The following is a 19,970-nucleotide window of genomic DNA, read 5'->3' as shown; positions in this document are numbered from 1 at the left end:
GCATGTTCATGAAGACATGTTCTGAAGTTACTTACGGCGGTGGGCGCGGGCGGCTTCGTCGTCGGCGGCACGGGCCACTGCGTCGGCGCGGGCGGTGAGGCCCTGGGCGCGGAGGGCCTGGGCGAGGGCGGCGAGGGTGGCGGCGCGGCGCTCGGAGGGCGGGCCGACCTCGCCTTGCAGCTCGAGCGCGCGGTGCAGCACCGCGGCGGCGCGGACCGGGTCGCCGACGGCCAGGGTCGCCTCGCCGACCAGGGTCCACGCCTCGGCGCGGGCGTCGGCCGCGGCGGCGATGCGCTCGAGCAGCTCGGCGGCGCGGGTGAACGCGTCGCGCGCGGCCGACACCGCGCCGCGGGCCGTCTGAGTGCGGCCTAGGTCGATCAGCGCCGCCGCGACGTCGGGGTGGTCGGGGCCGAGCAGGCGCTCGCGCAGGGCGAGGGCGTCGTTGTGGAACATGAACGCTTCGTCGAGGGCGCCGTGCGCGAGATGGGCGTCGCCGAGGTTCCGCATCGAGGTAGCGACGTCGTGGCTGTCGACGCCGTAGGCCTTGCCGCGGATCGCCAGGGCGCGCTCGTGGTAGCGCACCGCCTGCTCGTACTCGCCGCGGGCCAGAGCGACGTTGCCGAGGGTGTTGAGCGAGCGGGCCACGTCGGGGTGCTCGGCGCCGAGGAGGGCCTCGCGGAGGGCCAGGGCGCGCTCGGAGTGCTCGCGCGCGGCGTCGAGGTCGCCGCGCAACCGGTAGACGGTGCCGAGGACGCTGTGCAGCCGCGCGGCCCGCAGCGAGTCCTCGGCGCCGAGGCGGTGCAGCGCGGCCTGGCCGAGCCGGGCCCAGCGGAGCGCGTCGTCGTGGCGACCGGCGCGGAAGCTGACCGTGAACGCCAGCGTGGAGGTGGCCTCCGCGACCAGCTCGTCGTGGCCCTCGCCGGTGGCGATCCACACCGCCTCCTCGAGCGCGCGCTCGGCCGCGGCGGCGTCGCCCAGGCGCTCGTGGAGGTTGCCGATCCGGATCTGCGCCTCCGCCCGCAGGGCCGGCAGGCCGAAGCGCTCGGCCTCGTGCAACACGTCGCGCGCGGCGGCCAGGCCCTCGGCGAACTTGCCCGAGTCCTCGAGCGCGGCGGCGCGGACCAGCCGCCGGCGCAGCGCGATCGGGTGCGCGGCAAGAGCTGTCCCCTGGGACAGGTCGACTGGAGGTGGGCTCCGGACCTCGCGCAGGCACGTCGACGCCGGCACCAGCCCGGACGCGAGGTAGGGGGCGCGCTGCACGACCTCGGCGTCGGCCTCGACCAGCACGCCGACCACCGCCTCGAGGTCGATGCGGCGCTCGTCGAGGCAGGCGACCTGGCCGGCCGCGAGCTCGAGGGCGTGCGTGTGATCGACGGTGGCGGCGTGGCAGACCGCGACGCGGGTGGCCTTCCAGTCAGCCGCGATGCGGCCGAGCCACTCGGCGCTGTGGTCGGCAGCGATCGCGCCGAGGCGGGCGCCGGTGCTGGCGAAGGCGGACGCGAGGCGGGCGCGCACGTCGGCGTTCCACACCTGATCGACGGCGGCGCCGGCCTGCTCGCACGCGGCGACGGTCTCGGCGGCCTGGAGCTCCTGCGCGCCGAACAGGCCGCCGATGCCGAGCAGGCCGGTCGTCAGGGCCACGCCTTGCCACCACCGGCGCGCGCGACCCTGGCCGTGCGCGAGCTCGGCGAGCAGGTCGTCCATGGCGGCGAAGCGGGCCCGCGGCTCGGCCGAGAGGCCGCGCTCGAGCGCCCGTCGCAGCCAGCGCGGGGCCGTCGGCGGCGGAGGTCGCAGCGCGCCGCTCCCGACCGCGAGCGCGAGGTCGACGAGGCTGTCGCCGGCGAACGGCCGCTGACCGTAGAGCGCCTCCCAGCAGGTCGCGCACCACCCGAACTGATCGGTGCGCGCGTCGGCGGGCAGGCCGGCGAACTGCTCCGGCGCCATGTAAGCCGGGGTGCCGAGGATCGCGCCGACATGGGTGGCGACGAGGTCTTGCGGGACGTCTCCGGGCGACGGCTTCGCGGGCACGAGCTCGCCCGCCCCGCTGCGCGCGAGGCCGAAGTCCATCAGGCGCACGCGACCGTCGCTGCCGACCATGATGTTGTCGGGCTTGATGTCGCGGTGCACGAGGCCTGCCGCGTGCGCAGCAGCGAGTCCGCGGCCGGCCGCGCACAGGACGTCGAGGACCTCGCGCCAGCTGCGGCGCAGCGCCGCCGACCAGGACGACAGCGCCTGGCCCTCGACGAACTCCATCGCCACCCACACGTGGCCGCGGAAGGCCCCGACGTCGAACACCGCGACCACGTTGGGGTGCTGCAGCCGCGCCATCGCCTGCGCCTCGCGCAGCAGCCGGGCCCGCGCGTCGGCCTCGTCGGCGCGCGCGCGCAGCAGCTTGAGCGCGACCTTGCGGTCGAGCTCCGGATCGTAGGCGGCGTAGACGACCCCCATGCCGCCGGCGCCGAGCCGCGCCAGCACGATGTAGCGATCGACCGCCTCGCCCGAGGCGAGCTCGAGCGGCGGCTCGTCGGTGTTGGCGGCCCCGAGAGTGGCCGCCAGCACCGACGCGGTAAGGTTCGACGCCTGCGCCAGAGAGCTCGCGCGGATGGTGTCGCCGGCCGGGTCCGACAAGCAGCCCAGTATAAACGCTGGCCGCGCCGCCGCTGTCACGTGAGGCATCGTTCACGCCCGTGTTCACGGACCGGCCCGCTCGAACTCGCGCGGCGGGCGAGCGAGAATCATGTTCTAGTTCGGGAATGTCCGTGAGGACATGTCCGATGCGACACCTCGTCGCGTGCCCCGAATCACTTGGGCGGCACCACGAACAGGCCGGCCAGGCACATCTCGTTCTGCGTGCCCCAGCCGGGCGTGATCGGCTCCTTGTCGGCGCTGGTGTCGAACTCACACGTGATCTTGAGGCGCGACTTCGGGGTGATCAGCGGCGGATCGGTGAAGAAGTAGTACGTCTGCCAGGCGAAGTCCCAGCGCTGGACGTCGCCGAGGCACTGCTCGCCGGCGTCGTCGGACAGGGTGACGCGCCACTTGCGGCCGCGCTCGTGCATGTGCGGGAAGATGCCGTGGACCTCGACCGAGTCGGCGCCGACCTCGGCGAGCAGCCAGTCGCCGACGTCGGACACCGACTCGTAGCGCGCGGCGGGCTGGCCGGGCGGGAGCGACGCGGGCTCGCCGTAGAAGAGGGTGTCGAGGAAGTTGTCGATCATGAGGAACACGCCCTCGCGCTCGACCGAGTCCGCCATGCGCAGGCGCACCTGGCTGCTGTCGGAGGCGGTGCTGCCCGGGCCGTCGTGGAGGTTGTAGTGGATCTGCACGACGAACACGTCGGTGTCGCGGACGCGCACGCCGGTGCCCTCGGGGTAGTCGACGAAGCCCATGCCCGGGGCCCAGGTGACCGGCTGCTGCTCGACCGAGACGCCCTCGCCGGCGGCGCTGAAGCACGGCCAGCCGTCGCGGCCGTCGTCGTCGAGCTTCTCGATGACCTCGCGGTTGGTGCTGCCGTCGCCGAGCCACGACTCTGCGTCGAGGTCGACCGCCATGGCGAGCACGTGGTGCACGAGCTGCGGGTTGCCGGGGGTGACCTCATAGCCGGTGATGAACTGGTCGTGGTCGAGGCCGGGCTCGACGAGGAAGCAGCGGTACTCGTCGAAGGCCGCCAGCGGGCCGCCCTCGGCCTTCGGTACGAAATCGGGGGTCACGAGGTCGAGGCCCGCGTCGAGGCTCGGCGGGCTCGCCGGCTCGAGGTCGTCGCGCGGCTCGCCCTCGGGCGCGTCGGCGTCGGCCCACGCGGCGATGGTGTCGATCTGCTCCTGCGACAGGGCCAGCGAGTCGCGGTGCTCGCCGCAGCTGCCGTCTGCGGTGAGCAGCCACGGCGGCATCGTCCGCGCGGCCACGGCCGCGGCGCTCGACTGGGCCCAGGTGCGCGCGTCTTCGTAATTGTCGAGGCGGAACGGCGCGATGCCTCCCTCGGTGTGACAACCGACGCAGCTGTCGAAGAAGATCGGCGCGACGTGCTGCCAATAAGTAGTGGTCGTCTCTTCGGCGGGCGGGGGCTCTTCGTCCTTGCACGCGCTCGCGAGCAAGAGGAGCGCCGGGGTGAGATAGCGGAGGTCACGGAGCATGCGACCTCGAACACCGCGCGCCCGCAGAAGTGTCACCGCCTGCGTCGCGCTTGCGAGGCGGTGTGCGCCTGGACAATCATCCCGCCATGCCGCGCGGCGCGATCGGGGGGGCAGGGCGGTCCCTCACAGGGGCTCGCCCGAGCGGTCACGCGGGCGCGGGCGCCGAGGCCGGCGCGGCTTCGCGCGCAGGGCCGCGCGAGGGGGCAAAAAAAATTCGCCGCCGCGGTGACAGGTCCGGCCGGCGGCGGTGTTGGAGGGTCGAGGCGAGCGGGGGCTGATGGCCATCGACGTCGAGGAGACCTACAAGCGCCACGGACCGATGGTCCTGCGCCGCTGCCGGAGCTTGCTGCACGACGAGCAGCAGGCGGTGGATGCCATGCACGATGTCTTCGTACAACTACTGGTGCACCGCGAGCGCCTGGTCGACAAGGGCGCGTGCAGCCTGTTGTGGCGGATCGCCACCAACGTGTGCCTCAACAAGATCCGCTCGCGCAAGCGGCGGCCCGAGGACCCGCAGTCGGAGATGCTGGCCGAGATCGCGGCGATCGACGACGCCGAGTCGCGCGGGGTGGCGCGGGTCGTGTTAGGCAAGTTGTTCGCGCGCGAGCCGGTGTCGACCGGGACCATGGCGGTGATGCACCTGGTCGACGGGATGACGCTCGAGGAGGTCGCCGAGAGCGTGGGGATGTCGGTCTCGGGGGTCCGCAAGCGGCTCCGGACGCTGCGCGCCGGCGTGATGGCGCGAGAGGGGGCCGCATGAGCGACGCGGGGACGAGGAAGCGACCGGCGCTGCACGTCGAGGAGATCGCGGCCGGCGAGCGGCGCGGGGCGATCGACGAGTCCGAGCTGGCGGCGCTGCGGGCCTCGAACGCGGCGATCCTGGCCGCCCACCCGGCCGCGGCGGTGGCCGCCGAGGTCGGGCGCCGGGCCGGCCAGCGGATGGCCGAGGCCCGCGCGCACCGCCAGCGCCACGCGGCGTGGTGGTTCGGCCTGCCGACGATGGCCGCGGCCGCGGCGGTGGCGATCGTGATGCTGCGCCCGGGCGACCCCGAAGCGCCGGGCGTGGAACCATCTGTCTTTAACGACATGTCCCAAGGGGAATCTGCCGACGGCGTGCGGATCAAGGGCCTGGCCTCGCACCTGGTGCTGCACCGCCAGGTCGGCGAGGCTGCCGAGCAGCTGCGGGCGCCGGCGCGGGCCGGGGCCGGAGATGTCCTTCAGGTCAGCTACGTCGCGGCCGGGGCGACCCACGGGGTGGTGGCCTCGCTCGACGGCGCGGGGGTGGTGACGCTGCACTTCCCGGCCGAGGCCGGCGGCTCGACTGCGCTGCGCCAGGGCGGGGCGATCCGCCTGGCCCAATCCTACGAACTCGACGCGGCGCCGAACTTCGAGCGGTTCGTGTTCGTGACCGCGGACGTGCCGATCGACGCGTCGCGGGTGGTCGCGGCGCTCAAGACCGTGGCCCCGTTCGCCGACGCTCCCACGCGGCCGCTGGCGTTGCCGGCGAGCTGGGCGCAGTCCTCGTTCCTCGTCGAGAAGGTGTCGCCATGATCACGTTGACCTCGCTGGCCGCGCTCACCCTGAGCAGCGCGCTGACCGTCGCCCCGCGCGAGCCGGTCTACGACGACGCCGCCGCGGTGCCGGTGCCGCAGCCGCAGACGCGGCGCGTCGCGCTGATCGTCGGCGCCAACGACGGCGGGCCCGGCCGCGTCAAGCTGCGCTACGCCGGCAGCGACGCCAAGGCGCTGTCGCGGGTGCTCGCGGACGTCGGCGGCATCGATCGGCGCGACGCTTTCGTGTTGCTCGATCCGAACCCCACGCAGCTGCTCGACGGCTTTCGCTGGGCCCAGGACCGCGTCGCCAAGGCGCGGGCCGCCGGCGAGCGCGTGCAGTTCCTCTTCTATTATTCGGGGCACGCCGACGATCGCGGGGTCCACCTCGGCGCGTCGCAGATCGACTACCCCAAGCTGCGCGGCCTCATCCACGCGGTCGACGCCCAGGTCCGCCTCGGCCTGCTCGACTCGTGCTCGTCGGGCGCGTTCGTGCGGCTCAAGGGTGGGAAGATGCGGCCGCCGCTGTCGACCGGCGACGCCAACATCCAGGGCCACGCCTTCCTGACGTCGAGCTCGGCCGAAGAAGCCGCGCAGGAGTCGGACCGGATCGGCGGCTCCTACTTCACGCATTATTTGGTGTCGGGCCTGCGCGGCGCGGCCGACGTCAACCGCGACCGCCGGGTCACGTTGCACGAGGCCTACCGCTTCGCGTTCGACGAGACGCTCAAGGGCACCGAGACGACTTTGGGGCGGGCGCAGCACCCGGTCTACGACATTCAGCTGGTCGGCACCGGCGACCTGGTGATGACCGACCTGCGCGAGACGAGCGCGGTCCTCGACATCCACTCGAGCGTCGGCGGGCGGGTCTACGTGCGCGACGCCGACGGCCGGCTGGCAGCCGAGCTGTACAAGGGCGTCGGCGCCGGCGCGGTGTCGCTGGCGCTCGAGCCGGGGCGCTACTCGGTCGTCATCGACGACGGCGCGAAGATGTGGCGCGGCACCGTCGACGTGCGCCCGGGCGTGCAGAACGAGCTCACGCGCGCCGAGCTGACTGCCGTCGGCGCCGAGACGACCACCATGCGCGGTGACGAGGTGCCGATCGATCCGTCGCAGTACCGCGTCATGCCGTTCCAGCTCGGCCTCGTCTATCCGCTGACCACGAACAAGATCGAGAAGCAGCGCAAGGTCATCAACCGCTTCTCGCTCAACCTCATCCTCGGTCGCGCGGCGCAGATCCACGGGGTCGAGGTGTCGAGCGGCGGCAACTGGGTCGACGAGGACGTGCGCGGGGTCCAGCTGTCGGCGGGCGCTAACTACGTCGGCGGCAACGTGCATGGCCTCCAGTCGACCGCCGGCGTCAACATCGTCGGCGGCAACCTGAGCGGGGTCCAGGGCGCGGCCGGCTTCAACAGCGTCGGCGGCGACGCCCACGGCGTGCAGGCGGCTGCCGGCGTCAACCTCGTCCGCGGCCACATGCGCGGGATCCAGGCGGTCGGCGGCGTCAACTGGGCCCGCTCGGTCGCCGGCGCCCAGATCGCCCCGGTCAACGTCACCAAGGAGATCCGCGGCGCCCAGGTCGGCGTGATCGGCGTCGCCGCCGGCAAGGTCCGCGGCGCGCAGATCGGCGTGATCAACTACGCCGACGAGGCCGACGCCCAGGTCGGCGTGCTCAACGTGACGCGCAAGGGCGGCATCTACGCCGACATCTGGACCTCCGACATCGCCGCGCTCAACCTCGCGGTCAAGTTCCGCGCCAAGTACACCTATTCGTTCCTGGCGATCGGCCTCCACCCGGCCGGCCAGGGCCGCGGCTTCATGTCGGGCCTCGGCTTCGGCGGTCACATCCCGATCAAGCAGCGCTTTTACCTCGACATCGACCTCGCCACCTACTGGGCCCAGCCGCAGTTCCGCTTCCGCGACAACCCGGCCCTCATCAACAGCCTGCGCGTGATGTTCGGCTGGCAGGAGAACCGCAGGTTCGCGGTGTGGGGCGGCCCGACCCTCAACCTCGACATCGACTTCCAGGGCGGGCGCGAGCGCATGGGCTACGGCTGGGTGGTCACGCGCGCGCCGATCGACCCCCACGAGATGCGCGTGTGGCCCGGCTTCGTGGTCGGCATCTCGCTGTGACCGCGGCTGCGTCAAAGGGGCATGCGCGAAAGAGCATGTCCTCGGGGTCATGTCACGGAGCGGCCGGCGGCTGGTTCAGCGCCTGCTCGCACACGGGCTCGAGGACGACGTCGTCGTAAACGCCGGAGATCTCGCAATGCAGCTCGAGGCTGCCGGTCTTGAGGCAGCCGGCGAAGGGGCCGCACGGCGGTTCGCCGAGCGGAAACAGCTGGTCGGCGACGACCGCCTGCACGCAGGCGGCGAAGTTGGCGGCGAGGAAATTTTTGTAGTGGGTGAGCGACTGGAGGACGCGAGCCTTGCAGCCGGCGAGGCCGCCGCACGGGGCAGTGGTCGTCGGGTCGGTGATCAGCTCGTCGAAGCGGAGGAGCGCGCCGAGGCAGGCCCCGTGGGCGCAGTCGCTCTTGCAGGTGGCCGCCAGAGCCTCCGCCGACGCGCCCGCCTCGCAACAGGCGCCCACCTCGTCGTCCGCGGGAAAGGCGACCGGCTCGACCGGTTTTTTGACAGGATTGCCGCAGGCGAGCTTGCATTGATCGTAGTAGAAGAACGACTTGGCGAGCTGGCCCTCGCAGCGCACGAGCGTGCCGGGGCCGGCGCCGTCGGCGAATTGCGGCGTGGCGCACGAATCGAGGCTCCGCGCCGACCGAGATTCTGACTCCTCGCCGTCCCATTCGGCGCTGCAGGCGGCGAGGGCGAGCGCGAGGACGAGCCGGCATTCGACGGTGCTTCGGATCATAACTGCGACGAGGCAGCATAATCGATAACTCCCGAGGGGCACCTCGAAGCGCGACGACGACGGCGAGGCGTTCGCCGCGGCGCTCGCCACGCCGAGCTTTCTATTATCAAGACATCCTCGAGGGCATGTCGTGGAAGACATGCGCCGAAGATGCATTGACCAATCATCAAGCCGGCGGCACCTGGACGATCGAGATCGCGTGGCGCCCGGCCAGGCCCTTGAGCTTGAGCTCCTCGGTGCGGGCGGGCAGCTTCGTCTCGGCGAGGGCCGCGCGGACCTCGGGCAGCTCGAGCATGGCCGGGCTGAGGGCGACCTCGTGGCCGCCGGCGACGCCCTGCACGCGCGCGGCGGTGTTGACCGTGGTGCCGAAGTAGTCGATGCGGTCGTTCGCGGTCATGGCGATGCAGGGCCCGCGGTGGAGGCCGATTCGCAGGGCCAGGCCGGCGCCGCCCTCGGCCTCGCGGAGGCCGGGGATCTTCGCGTGCATCGCCAGGGCGGCGCGGAAGGCGTCGTCGCCGCGGCGGAACACCGCCATGATCGCGTCGCCGATCGTCTTCACCAGGGCGCCGCCGTGCTGTGAATAGATGTCGGCCAGCAGGTCGAAGTGGCGGCGCACCAGGCCGAACGCGGCCGCGTCGCCGAGCCGCTCGTACATCGCGGTGGAGCCGACCAGGTCGGTGAACAGGAACACCATGTTCTGGATCGAGAACTCGGCGCCGGGAGCCAGCAGCTCGCTGCCGAACAGCTCGCGGAACTCCTGCAGCGCGGTCAGCTCGGCGACCGTGACCGCGTCGTCGGCCCAGCGCGCGCGGGCGATCATCAATTCGGCGGGCACGCCGAAGTGGCTGTCGATCGCGAATCGTACGACCCCGGCGCGCACTCGCGCGGACGCGCCCGACAGGCCGTCGGTGGCGAGGGTGAGGGCGGACTCTCGCGGGGCGTCGGGCTCGTCGACGACGTCGAAGTAGACCGAGCCGGCCTGCGGCGAGATGAATTGATGGCGGCCGGCGCCGAGCAGCGTCTCGACCTGTCTCGAAGTACCTGGCTCGAAGTTCCAACCGGCGACGCGGTGCGGGGTGTTGCGCGGGCCGGCGTGGCAGTATTCGGCGGACTCCTCGCCGACGCCGAGCGGGCGGGGGGAGAAGCGGACCTCGACCGCGCGGTCGAAGTCGACGCCGAAGCGGATGTTGCAGCTCGGGCAGTGGCCGTGCTCGCGCAGGTCGGCGAGCGAGGCGACGCTGGCCTTGCTGCGCCGGCACGACGGGCAGATGAGGTGGTACTGCAGGTCGAACAGGCCGGCCTTGGTGGCGTGGAGGAACAGGCGCAGCAGCGGCCGCCGATCGACCTGCCACTCGCCCGCGAGCACGTACGGCGCGAGGCTGTCGAGCTCGCTGTCGGGCCTGGCGAGCAGGTGATGCGACAGCTGCTCGGCGAGCGCGGGGCTGCCGAGGCGGTGGGCCAGCGGGACCAGCACGCGCCGCAGCTCGCGGGCCGCGAACCCGCGCGGCGGCAGGCGCTCGCTGCCGATCGCCGGCAGCTCTTGCCCGGCGGCCCACTGTGGCGCGAGGGCGTAGGCGCGGGCGAAGCCGGCCCGCGTCTGCACGCCGATGGCCACCCGCGCGAGCACGCGACCCATGAAGTGGCGCGGGGTCACCGTGATCGTGTGCGTCAACTTGGTGGTGCCCGGCCGGTCGCCGTCGCGCAGGCGCACCTCGGACACCAGGCGCACGAACGGGCCCTTGCTGTAATCGCGGGTGAAGCGGAAGTACTCCGGCTCGACCCATTCGCACGGGCGCTCGACCCATCGCAGCAGCATCCCCGCGGCCCGCGCCTCGGCGACCACCTCGCTGCCGCCGGTGTCGAGCGGCTTGTATTGATAGTGGACCGGGAACACACCGGCCAGCCGGTTGAGCCGCTCGGTGTCGGACACGAAGGCCCACAGCGAGGGCCGGGCGACGGGGATGTCGAACTCCCAGGCGTAGACTTCCGGCTGCATCACGCCCGACTTTAGCAGGGCGGCGCCGCGCAAGCGAAAAATGCGCGGCGCGCGTTCGCGCACGCGACTCTTGAGGGTAGTGCGTAAAACATGTTCAATGAGACATGTAATGACATGACGTCTCCGCCGCGTGTGCCGAGACGCTGTAGAGCCCCGAGTCGTTCGCCCTGAGTTCAGGGCGTGCTCCGCCGGATTGTCGTTGATTTCCAGAATAGATGTGGTTCGTCCGGGAAGCGCGGGAATGCGGGCCGCGTAGGGAGGAGCGGTCTGCATACTCATTGCGAAAGTTCGCGTGAGGCCCGGGTCGCGCCCTCGGGCTTGTCCGGAGTGACGCGCCGGAGAATGCGGCCGTGCGCGCTTCACCGGGTCCGAAGCGCGACATACGTGCTATTCGCCCGCCGGCGCCGTATATCGCCCACTCCAAGCCCGTCGGCGGTCGCGGTCGGCAGCGCGACGAGGTGCAAATTTGTATGGATCGCAATTCCACGAGTACTCGCGCGGATCGATGGGTAACAAGTCGGCGGAGCGCGACCACGAGCATGGCCGTGCCTGCCGTGCATGAGCGACTCCGAGTGTCCAAAGTCGGAGCTGTGCGTGCTGAACCATTGCGTGCGCGACAGTCAGGTCGAGTGCAGCTCTCGGCGCGACTGCGAGGGCGCGGACGCGCTGTGTTTGCTGACCGGGTACACGACCCACGACGGCCGGGGCAACAGCGACATGCGCGCGTACTGCCTGCAACCCTTCGGTGGGAAGGAGCCCACGCCGGAAGAGGTCGCGGCAGAGTTGGCGCGGCAAAACTCGACCCTCGTCGACGCACCGCCGCCCAGGGGGCCGTCGCCGGAGGAGCGCGTGCATGCGCTCCTTCGCGGCTCACCGAAGGGGCTGTGACCCGCGAGCCTGCTGGGACGCCGCTCCAGTCCGTGTGGCACGTAAAGGCGCGGCGACGGCCCGTTCGCGAGCCGCGGCCGACGCTGCTTCGATGCAGCGTCGCCGCGGTCTTTTACTTTAGGCCGCGGCTTTCGACGGCACGAAGTCGCTAACGGCACCGGACATGCCCGTCCTGCTCTCGTGGGTCGAGGCGTTGCAGCCGCGCCCCGGCGGTCATGCCCGCGCAGATCGATCAAAGTGACCTCGGCGATGTCGGCGTCTCCACGAGGGCGCGCGAGTCGACCATCAGCGAGCTGTGCCCACGCCCGGGCGCCTGTCGACGTCGCCAGGCGCCGGCGATCGCTCGGCCGTTTCGTCGAGCATGCCGGCATGTCCCCAGGGACAGGTGAAAGGCGACATGGCGGATGGAACAGGTTCTTGTAGATACCGCGATGTCCCCCGCGGACTACCGGCAAACGTGAGAGTTTGGATCCAGCCACTCTTACCATTCGCCCGAATGCAAGTGGGAAATCCTGCCCCCAGTCGCTGGGGTTTCGCTGGAATTGCGGGTGCAGCGTACGGAACACGGATCAGGCCGCTGGACATTTTCGCCCTGCTTTGCAAGGTTGCGCACCCCATGACCAAGACCCACCCCTCAGTCCTGTTCATCGCGCTGACGCTCCTGCCGCTCGCGTGCAGCAACTCTGCGAAGACCGACACCGCGACGCCGGAGTCGACGGCCTCGGCCCCGCCCGCGCCGGCACCCGAGCCGCCCAAGCCCGAGGTCAAGCCGATCCCCGAGGGCTTCTTTGCCATCACCCCGCAGATCGTCGTCAAGGGCGTCGACGAGGCGGTCGATTTCTACACCAAGAACCTCGGCGCCACCAAGGTGCTGACGATCCCCGGCGAGGGCGGCAAGTCGATCCACGCCGAGGTCAAGATCGGCGACTCGATCGTGATGATCGACGAGGAGTCGGGCGACATGAAGAGCCCGCTGACGCTCGGCGGCTCGCCGGCGCCGCTGGTCGTCTACTCGCCGGACGTCGACGCCACGATCACCGCCCTGACCGCCGCGGGCGCGAAGGTGACGATGCCCGCCGAGGACCAGTTCTGGGGCGACCGCTGGGGCGAGGTCACCGACCCGTTCGGCCACCGCTGGGAGATCGCCACGCACGTCGAGGACCTGACGCCGGAGCAGCTGGCGGAGCGCGCCAAGATCGCCTTCACGCCGACCAAGAAGAAGCCGAAGAAGGGCGCGGCGCCGGCCTGGAAGAAGATCGCCGGCACCCCGGCGACCGACAAGCTGCCGAAGGACTACCACACGGTCACGCCGAGCTTCGCGGTCGCCGACGCCAACGCGGCGATCGAGTTCTACAAGAACGCGTTCGGCGCGACCGAGAAGTCGCGCATGCTGGCGCAGGACGGCAAGAAGATCATGCACGCCGAGATCGTGATCGGCGACAGCGTCATCATGCTGTCCGACGGCTTCCCCGAGATGGGCAGCAAGTCGATCGCCGACTACAAGGGCACGCCGGTGTCGCTCCACCACTACGTGGCCGACGCCGACGCGGTGTTCGCCAAGGCCCAGTCGGCCGGCGGCAAGCCGCTGATGCCGGTCGGCGACATGTTCTGGGGCGACCGCTACGGGATGCTCCTCGACCCCGCCGGCCTGGCCTGGGGCATCGCCACGCACAAGGAGGACGTGTCCCCCGAGCAGATGGCGGAGCGCATGAAGGCCGAGATGGCCAAGCAGAAGCCGCAGTCCTGAGCCGGCCTCGGACGTGAGCGCGGCGCGCCGACCTCGAGAGCGAGGCGGCGCGCCGTCGCCTTTTAAGGAATGGAGCACTGGGACATGTCTTGAGGGACATACCGTGGGCGCGTCGATGCCCGGGCGGATCGGGCCTGGCGGAAAACACGGGCCCGCCCCCGCTTGCGTGGCGGCAGTAAAACGGCTGTCGTCGCGGTGCATGCCGCCGAAGACGAACCCGGAAAAAACCGCTGCGCCGCACCGGCGCTTCGCCGACCTCATCGAGCGGTGCCGCGATCTGCCCGGCGCCGTCGTCTTGCTCGAGGAGATGGCCGCGGCGCTCGAGGCCGAGGAGACCCGGCGAAATTTGCAGAGCACCCTCGGGCTGTTCTCGGACTGGCTCGGCGAGGTGCGCTGGAAGCACCCGCCGGTCGACGCCGCCCTGGTTGCGCGGGTCCTCGCCGTGCTCGACCGTTTGAAGGCCCTGAGCACCGAGCCGATGCTGGCCTCGGACGCGGGCCGGCTGTACGGCGACCTCGAGGAGCTGCGCGACGCGTGAGCGTCAGCGCGCCGTGAGCCGGAGCGCACCAGTCACATGGTGCTTCGGACATGTTCTAAAAAACAGATCAACTGGCGAGCACGCGCACCACCGGCCCGGCCACCTTGTGATCGAGGCGGCGGGCCGCGCGGTCCCATGCTTCTTTAAATGCGCCGGGCGGGACCAGCTCGATCCGCGGCGGGCGTAGCAGGCGTTGCGCGCGGAGGTGGGCGTAGGCCGGGCTGCGGCGGATCAGGTCGTCGTCGATCGAGCGGCCGAGGCGGGCGCGGAAGTCGGCTCGCGCCACGCCCTGGACCTCGACCTGCACGTGCAAGCCGGTCGCGCGCAGGGGTTGGCGGATCCCCGACACATCGGCCGAGCCGAGCTCCGTGTCGACGAAGTGGTTCGGGCGCGAGTCCGCGGGCGACGGCGCGTCGGCCACGCTTTGAGGGTCGGGGCCGACCGTCGCCGCGACCAGGGCCGGGTCCTCCGGGCGGAACGCCGCGCGCACGCTCGCGGCCAGCTCGGCGCCCGGCAGCGACAGGCCGGCGAGCGGCACCGCGGGGTCGGGCGCGGGCAGGCGGACCACGCGGGGGCGGGGGAACGGGACCAGCGCGGTCGGGGGGTCGAAGCCGACCACGCGCACGAACTCGCCGGTGCGCAGGCGCAGGCAACCTGTCCCCGAGGACACCACCAGCTCGTAGCGCTCGCCGACGATCGCGTGCTCGGGCCACAGCGCGGCCGCCTCGTCGGAGCCGCGGCGGTCGTCGCCTGGCGGCAGCAGCTCGACGATCGCGCTGGCGAGCGCGAGGGTGAAGCCGCGGGCCGGCGGGCGCAGCGACGGCAGGCCGAGCCGCCCGGCGCGCGGGTCGATCCACCCGCCCGAGTGCAGCTCGGCGCGCGCGCGCAGGCGCAGGCGCACGTCGAAGCTGGCCAGCAGCAGCTGCAGGCGGGGCAGGCGGCGCTCGAGCGGCCCGCGGACCTGCTCCTCGAGGCAGGCGAACGCGGCCGCGCTCGGGCTGAGCAAAAGGCCAGGTTCGAACGCGGCCAGGCGCTCGAGCGCGTGGGTCGGGTCGTCGAGCGTGTGCAGGCGCAGCACCTCGGCCCCGAGCGCGGCGAGGTCGTCCTCGGCGATCGCGTCGACGGCAGGGTCGGCGCGGCGGGCCTGCATCAGGCCGGCGCGCAGGCCGGACTCTTCGGACATGCCCGATCGGACATGCTCCGAGAGCCATGTCCTCCAGACCATCACCACCTCGGCGCGCTCGGCCGCGGCGCCGGCGTCGGCCGGGCCGTCGAGGTCGAGCAGCGGGTCGACGCGGGCCGCGTGGGCGCGGGCGTCGAGCAGGGGGACCTGGGCGCGCAGGTCGGGCAGGCCGGCGATCCGGCGCAGGCCGAAGGTGCGACCGAGCTCGCCGGCGCCGAGCTGGTCGACGAGGCGCTCGAGGCAGCGGTCGCGTCCGGGTGCGCGCAGCGGCCTCGGGTCGGACATGCGCGGGGCGTCCTTCTCAGCCGGAGCCGAGCTCGCGGCGGAGGGCGGCGACGACGCGGGTCGCGTGTTGCCGGCGCTCGCGCAGGGAGCCGCCTTGCTGGGCCGCGGCGAGGCCGTCGACGCCGGCGATGAAGCGCTCGAGGTGGGCCAGCGCCTGGCCCTTGCCGCCGACGGCCAGCAGCGCGCGGGCGAGGCCGTAGTGGGCCTCGAGCGAGTCGGGCACGGCGCGCAGCAGCTGGCGGTAGCCGGCGATCGCGGTCTCCGGGTCACCTGTCCGAAGGGCCAGGGCCGCGAGGTTGGCCTGGGCCTCGTGCTGACCGGGGTCGCAGCGCAGCGCCTGGTCGAAGTGGTCGCGGGCGCCGTCGAGGTCGCCGACGGCGGCCAGCAGCGCGCCGAGGTTGGTGTAGGCCGCGGCGAACTCGGGGTCGAGGTCGAGGGCGCGGTCGTAGGCCTCGCGGGCCTCGGTGAACGCCGGGTCGTCGGGGTCGTCGCCCGACCACGCGGCCTCGCGCTCGCAGGCGTACAGGAACCACTCGTAGGCGCTGCGGTCGGGCGCCGGGCCCTGGAAGCGCGGCATCGCCAGCACCTGCGCGACCTCTTGGTGCAGCGTCTGCACGTTGAGGTCGAGCAGCACCTGGCCGGTCGCGGCTTCGAAGCTGTGGGTCTGGTCTTCGACGACCACGCGCTCGTGCTCGCAGCGGACGCGCAGGCGGGCCAGCGGTTGGTCGACCTCGGGCAGCTTGACGCGCAGCGAGTCGAGGCTGCGGCGCACGCGTTGCAGCGGCATCCCGGCGCCGAGCAGCTCGCGGGCGACCTTGATGGCGATGAGGTCGCGGAAGCTGTAGAAGGTGCGCCCGCGGACCCGGATCGACGGGCTGATGAAGCCGGTCTGGGCCCAGTAGCGCAGGCGGCTCTCGGGCAGCTCGAACAGGCGCGACACGTCGCGCACCGCGTAGGCCGACTGCGCCGACGGGTCCGACGTTGCGATGGTGGTCTCGGTCGTCTCGCTCATCGCTTGCTCGCCTCGCGTGCCGCCTCCAGCGATACCATGGCATCGCCGTCGATGAAGACTCGGGTGCCCTCGCTGCGCACGTGATGATCGATCTCCACGTGCAGCTGCGCGGCCGGCACACCCGCCAGTCGCGCCAGCTCCTGTCGCGCCAGCGCCACGAGCTTCTGCCGCACGCGCACGCTCCCCAGCATCAGCTCCGCCAGCTTGTCCGCGGTCGCCACGTCGGCCGGCTCGCAGAAGTGGGCCGCGCAGCGCCGGAGATCCACGGTCACCATCACCGTCGCGTAGAACCGCTGGCCCGGCGCGCGTCGCCCGCGACCCAGCTCCGGCCCGGCCTCGATCACCAGCTCGCCGTACTTGAACAGCAGCTCGAGGGCGCTGGGCGCCAGCACTTCGCGGATCTCTCGCCGGATGAGCTGGACCTTCTGGACCTTCACCCAGCCCGGTTCGGGCAATTGCGCCTTGGGCGCGGATGCGGCGCGGGGTTTTCGGGCGGCGGCGGCCATGGGTCCACAAGTATGTGCATGTAGGATAAAGACCTCCAAATTTCCTGCGGGCGCGGGACCGCCCCCAGAGCGGGTATCCTGGCGCCATGCCGACCGCCAAGCATGCCCGGGGGGACGTGCTGTTCGTCCTCGACCCGCTCGAGACGATCCACCCGAAGAAGGACAGCTCCTACCTCATGATCGCCGAGGCCCTGCGGCGTGGTTATCAGCCGTGGTCGGTCGAGCTGCCCGGGCTGCTCCTCCGCGGCGCCGAGGCCGTCGCGCGCGCCGTGCCGCTGGGGCTCCACGAGCCCGGCGCGCCGCTCGCCCCGGCCGGCGACCCGCAGGTGCGTGCGCTGGCCAGCTTTCGCGTGGTGGTGATGCGCAAGGACCCGCCGGTCGACCCCGACTTCGTGACCGCGACCTGGTGCCTGGACCGGGCGGTGAGCCACACGCTGGTGATCAATCAGCCGCAGGGGCTGCGCGACCTGAGCGAGAAGCTGGCGATCCTCGACTTCCCGGAGTTCATCCCGCGCACGTTCTTGCTGCGCAACATCGGTGACCTGCGCGACGCCCTCGCCGAACTCGGCGGGCAGATGATTCTGAAGCCGGTGTTCGGATTCGGCGGACGCGAGGTGCTGATCGCCCGCGACGGCGACCCGAACCTCAGCACGTTGTTCGAGCTGGCGACCCGCGACGGCCGCACCTGGACGATCGCGCAAGAGTTCGTGCCCGCCGCCAAGCTCGGCGACAAACGTATCTTGTTGGTGGACGGCGAGCCGATCGGGGCGGTGATGCGGGTCCCGGCGGAAGGCGAGCTGCGCAACAATTTCCATGCTGGCGGCAGCCCGGCGCTGACGCAGCTCAGCGCCCGCGACCGGGAGATCTGCGCCGCCCTGGGGCCTTTCCTGCGCGAACGGGGCCAGTTCTTCGTCGGCGTCGACGTGCTTGGCGAGTTCCTCACCGAGATCAATGTGACCAGCCCGACCGGCATGCAGGAGATCAATCGCCTCGGCGGCCTCACCGGCGACGAGACCATGCAGGCGAGGTTCTGGGCCGCCCTCGAGCCGCGGCTGCGCTAGCACCGCCGCGCGACCCAAGCCGCGCGAATGATGCTAGATTGAACTCGCCCCCCCGATGTCCAACCCGACTGAGCTCGCGACCCTGGTGCGCGCCGCGATCCCGCGCCTCTACGCATTTGCGTACGTGATGTGCGGCGCGCGTGACGAGGCATTCGTCCACGTCCGCGAGTCGCTTCGCGGGCTCGACCGCGACGCGCTGCTGGCCGCCGAGCGCCCCAACGATTTCCTGCTCGGCAAGCTGGCCCGCGGGATCGAGGAGGCGCTCGGGCGCAAGGCCGACCACAGCTTCGTCATCCTCGACAACTTGCTGCGCAGCGAGGAGACCCAACCGATCGACGCCGAGAAGCCGCCGATCGAGGGCGACCTGAGCCGCCTGCCGGTGCTGCTGTGGGAGCTCAAGCGCACCTGCCTGGCGTCGGTGCTCGGCGCCCTGCCGCCCGGCGTGCGCGTGTCGTTCGTGGTCACCGACCTGTTCGGCTTCCCGCCCGGGGCGGCGGCCGAGCTGCTCGGCATCAAGGAGAGCGCCTTCCGCGTCCGCCTCACCCGCGCCCGCCGCCGCCTGGAAGACTACCTGGCGCCCCGCTGCGGCCACATCGACCGCCACAACCCCTGCTATTGCGAGGGCCGCCTCAACCTGGCCCTCGAGACAGATTTCGTGAGGCTCCCGCCGCACACCGCCGACGTGCCGGCCGCCGCCTACAACGACGAGCCCGAGCACCGCGACATCGCCGAGCTGTACCGCACCCTCCCGCCCATCCAGCCGACCCCCGAGCAGCACGACACGCTCCTGGCCGTGGCCCTCGGCGACGACGTGGTGCCAACATAGTAGAGAATGCCCGCGCGGCGGCCGGTCCCCAAAGTAGTAGGAATGGGCGGCGGGTCGCGAAGAGCGGAGACCTGATTTGAGGACAGGCCACGAGCGCGGACCGATGCGAACCGCCGCGCCGGTGAGGACGCCATCACCTGTCCGCGAGGACAGGTCACCGACTGCGAGGCGCCAACATGGCCTTCAAAGCCGCGCCCGTCCGCGAGGCCAGAGGATGAGACTGCGGCATGTCCCGGAGGACAGGCGAGCCCGAGTTCGCGGCTGCGGTTCGCCTCGCTCGTCGAAGCACGAAAGAAAAGAAATCACTCCGGCTCGTCGCCGAGGACCTGGACGCGCAGGCGGGCGGCCCAGGCGTCGAGGTTGGCGAGGGTGCTCTGCAGCAGCACCGCCGAGGTGCTGAGCTCGCGCAGTCGCTCCTCCAGCAGCTCGCGACCGCGGCGCAGACGGGTCTTGGCGGTGCCGACCGGGATAGAGAGCACCTCGGCCAGCTCGGCCGCGCTGATGCCCTCCCAGTAGTGCAGCTCGAGCACCACCTGGTAGTCGACCGGCAGCCGGCGCAGGCCCTCGAGCAGCAGCCGCTGCTCCTGCCGCGCCGCGACCGCGCTGATCGGCGACGACAGCTCGTGCGCCGAGTCCTCCGCGAAGTCGACCCGCGCCTCGTCGCGTCGCTGCTCGCGGTAGTGCTTGCACAGCACCTTGTAGGCGATGGCGAACAGGTAGCTGCGAAAGGCCGCCTCGTGGCGGAAGCGCTCGCGGCCCTCGAGGCAGGCGAGGAAGGTCCGCTGGATCAGGTCCGGCCCCGCCTCCCCGACCTTGTTGCGGAAGAACCGCGCGATCGCGGCGTAGTGGCGCTGAAACAGGCGCTTGCCCGCCTCTCGATCGCCGCCGCGCCAGGCGTCGACGAGCGCCGCGTCGCTGTCCTCGACCACCGGGCGGCGATGCTAACAGACTGCCGCGAGGGCGGGCCGCGGACCGAAGTCAGCGGCCCCAGGCGCAATCCTGGCGAAGCCGCCGCGACCGGCGAGCGTGTCGTGGGCGGTCGCTCGAGCGGAGGTCACGCGAGCACGTCGCGCGATGGAGCTGCCCGGCGCTCGAGCGCAGATCGGGTCGACTCGAGCGACGCGAGCGATCCCCACGGCGACGACCTCGAAGCTCACCCGGCCCGGCGTCACGGGGCAGGGCGGGGCGACGCGAGGACGAGCGATTTCGCACGTCTCTCTCTCAGGCCGGGGATCTCGGCCCCCAGCGCCATCGCGCGAGCGCGTCCAGGGTCCGCAGCCCCCGGCCCGTTCCCGGCAAGGCCGGGCCGCTTGGCTGCCAGGGGCACCGCGGTCGGGAAGAGCGGCGCGTTCGTGCGCGTACGGGGCCGGGCGTCCGGC

16 protein-coding genes are annotated in these 19,970 nt (G+C 71.9%); 8 read left to right on the top strand and 8 right to left on the bottom strand.

The features are described 5' to 3' along the window. Window positions 1–27: 27 nt before the first annotated feature. Window positions 28–2,628, bottom strand: coding sequence for a serine/threonine-protein kinase (locus OV090_RS20055; RefSeq protein WP_267705460.1), 2,601 nt, complete (start codon window positions 2,626–2,628; stop codon window positions 28–30). 173 nt (window positions 2,629–2,801) lie between these two features. After that, window positions 2,802–4,133, bottom strand: a complete 1,332-nt coding sequence (locus OV090_RS20050; protein WP_267705459.1) for a hypothetical protein — start codon at window positions 4,131–4,133, stop codon at window positions 2,802–2,804. A gap of 277 nt (window positions 4,134–4,410) precedes the next feature. Between OV090_RS20050 and OV090_RS20045 the strand changes: the two genes are divergently transcribed. Genes OV090_RS20045 through OV090_RS20035 form a run of 3 tightly spaced genes read left to right on the top strand, consistent with a single transcriptional unit; the run spans window position 4,411 to window position 7,816 of the window. Continuing rightward, window positions 4,411–4,893, top strand: coding sequence for a sigma-70 family RNA polymerase sigma factor (locus OV090_RS20045; RefSeq protein ID WP_267705458.1), 483 nt, complete (start codon window positions 4,411–4,413; stop codon window positions 4,891–4,893). Beyond that, window positions 4,890–5,684 carry a hypothetical protein gene (locus tag OV090_RS20040; RefSeq protein WP_267705457.1) on the top strand — a complete coding sequence of 265 codons (795 nt, stop codon included), beginning with the start codon at window positions 4,890–4,892 and terminating at the stop codon, window positions 5,682–5,684. The genes OV090_RS20045 and OV090_RS20040 overlap by 4 nt, the downstream gene beginning before the upstream one ends. Further along, window positions 5,681–7,816, top strand: coding sequence for a caspase family protein (locus tag OV090_RS20035; RefSeq protein ID WP_267705456.1), 2,136 nt, complete (start codon window positions 5,681–5,683; stop codon window positions 7,814–7,816). Before OV090_RS20040 ends, OV090_RS20035 begins: the two co-directional genes overlap by 4 nt. A 52-nt stretch (window positions 7,817–7,868) precedes the next feature. Here the strand turns inward: OV090_RS20035 and OV090_RS20030 are convergent, their stop codons facing one another. Together OV090_RS20030 and OV090_RS20025 are read right to left on the bottom strand one after the other, a co-directional pair. Beyond that, window positions 7,869–8,549, bottom strand: a complete 681-nt coding sequence (locus OV090_RS20030; RefSeq protein ID WP_267705455.1) for a hypothetical protein — start codon at window positions 8,547–8,549, stop codon at window positions 7,869–7,871. Between the two features lie 166 nt (window positions 8,550–8,715). Beyond that, the gene (locus tag OV090_RS20025; protein WP_267705454.1) at window positions 8,716–10,545 is read right to left on the bottom strand and encodes an adenylate/guanylate cyclase domain-containing protein; all 1,830 of its coding nucleotides are present in this window, start codon (window positions 10,543–10,545) and stop codon (window positions 8,716–8,718) included. 558 nt (window positions 10,546–11,103) lie between these two features. Here OV090_RS20025 and OV090_RS20020 point away from each other — a divergent pair. From OV090_RS20020 to OV090_RS20010, 3 genes are all read left to right on the top strand, one after another. Continuing rightward, window positions 11,104–11,433 (top strand): hypothetical protein, encoded by a 330-nt coding sequence (locus OV090_RS20020; protein ID WP_267705453.1) that lies wholly within the window; start codon window positions 11,104–11,106, stop codon window positions 11,431–11,433. Between the two features lie 616 nt (window positions 11,434–12,049). Beyond that, window positions 12,050–13,180 (top strand): VOC family protein, encoded by a 1,131-nt coding sequence (locus tag OV090_RS20015; RefSeq protein WP_267705452.1) that lies wholly within the window; start codon window positions 12,050–12,052, stop codon window positions 13,178–13,180. A 199-nt stretch (window positions 13,181–13,379) separates the two neighbouring features. Next, a complete protein-coding gene (locus tag OV090_RS20010) occupies window positions 13,380–13,718 on the top strand; it encodes a hypothetical protein (protein WP_267705451.1) in 339 nt (112 codons plus the stop codon). Window positions 13,719–13,785: 67 nt separating this feature from the next. Here OV090_RS20010 and OV090_RS20005 read toward each other — a convergent pair whose 3' ends face one another. The 3 genes from OV090_RS20005 to OV090_RS19995 are packed head-to-tail and all read right to left on the bottom strand — an operon-like array spanning window position 13,786 to window position 16,704. Further along, window positions 13,786–15,186 carry a GH3 auxin-responsive promoter family protein gene (locus OV090_RS20005; RefSeq protein WP_267705450.1) on the bottom strand — a complete coding sequence of 467 codons (1,401 nt, stop codon included), beginning with the start codon at window positions 15,184–15,186 and terminating at the stop codon, window positions 13,786–13,788. Between the two features lie 16 nt (window positions 15,187–15,202). Continuing rightward, a complete protein-coding gene (locus OV090_RS20000; protein WP_267705449.1) occupies window positions 15,203–16,198 on the bottom strand; it encodes a tetratricopeptide repeat protein in 996 nt (331 codons plus the stop codon). Beyond that, on the bottom strand, window positions 16,195–16,704 hold the full coding sequence (locus OV090_RS19995) for a hypothetical protein (RefSeq protein ID WP_267705448.1): 510 nt from the start codon (window positions 16,702–16,704) through the stop codon (window positions 16,195–16,197). Before OV090_RS19995 ends, OV090_RS20000 begins: the two co-directional genes overlap by 4 nt. Window positions 16,705–16,790: 86 nt before the next feature. Here OV090_RS19995 and gshB point away from each other — a divergent pair, with 86 nt between their 5' ends. Further along, entirely contained in the window at window positions 16,791–17,765 is a 975-nt protein-coding gene (gene gshB / locus OV090_RS19990) for a glutathione synthase (RefSeq protein ID WP_267705447.1), read from the top strand. A gap of 55 nt (window positions 17,766–17,820) precedes the next feature. Continuing rightward, window positions 17,821–18,591: a sigma factor-like helix-turn-helix DNA-binding protein gene (locus tag OV090_RS19985; protein ID WP_267705446.1), complete on the top strand. Its 771-nt coding sequence runs from the start codon at window positions 17,821–17,823 to the stop codon at window positions 18,589–18,591. Between the two features lie 302 nt (window positions 18,592–18,893). On the opposite strand, the gene OV090_RS19980 is transcribed toward OV090_RS19985, so the two are convergent. Beyond that, on the bottom strand, window positions 18,894–19,520 hold the full coding sequence (locus OV090_RS19980) for a sigma-70 family RNA polymerase sigma factor (protein ID WP_267705445.1): 627 nt from the start codon (window positions 19,518–19,520) through the stop codon (window positions 18,894–18,896). Between the last annotated feature and the right edge of the window lie 450 nt (window positions 19,521–19,970).

The organism is Nannocystis sp. RBIL2 (assembly GCF_026626745.1).
Lineage (GTDB): Bacteria > Myxococcota_A > Polyangia > Nannocystales > Nannocystaceae > Nannocystis.
Note: the sequence above shows the minus strand (reverse complement) of the source record. Positions and strands in the feature narration are given on the sequence as shown.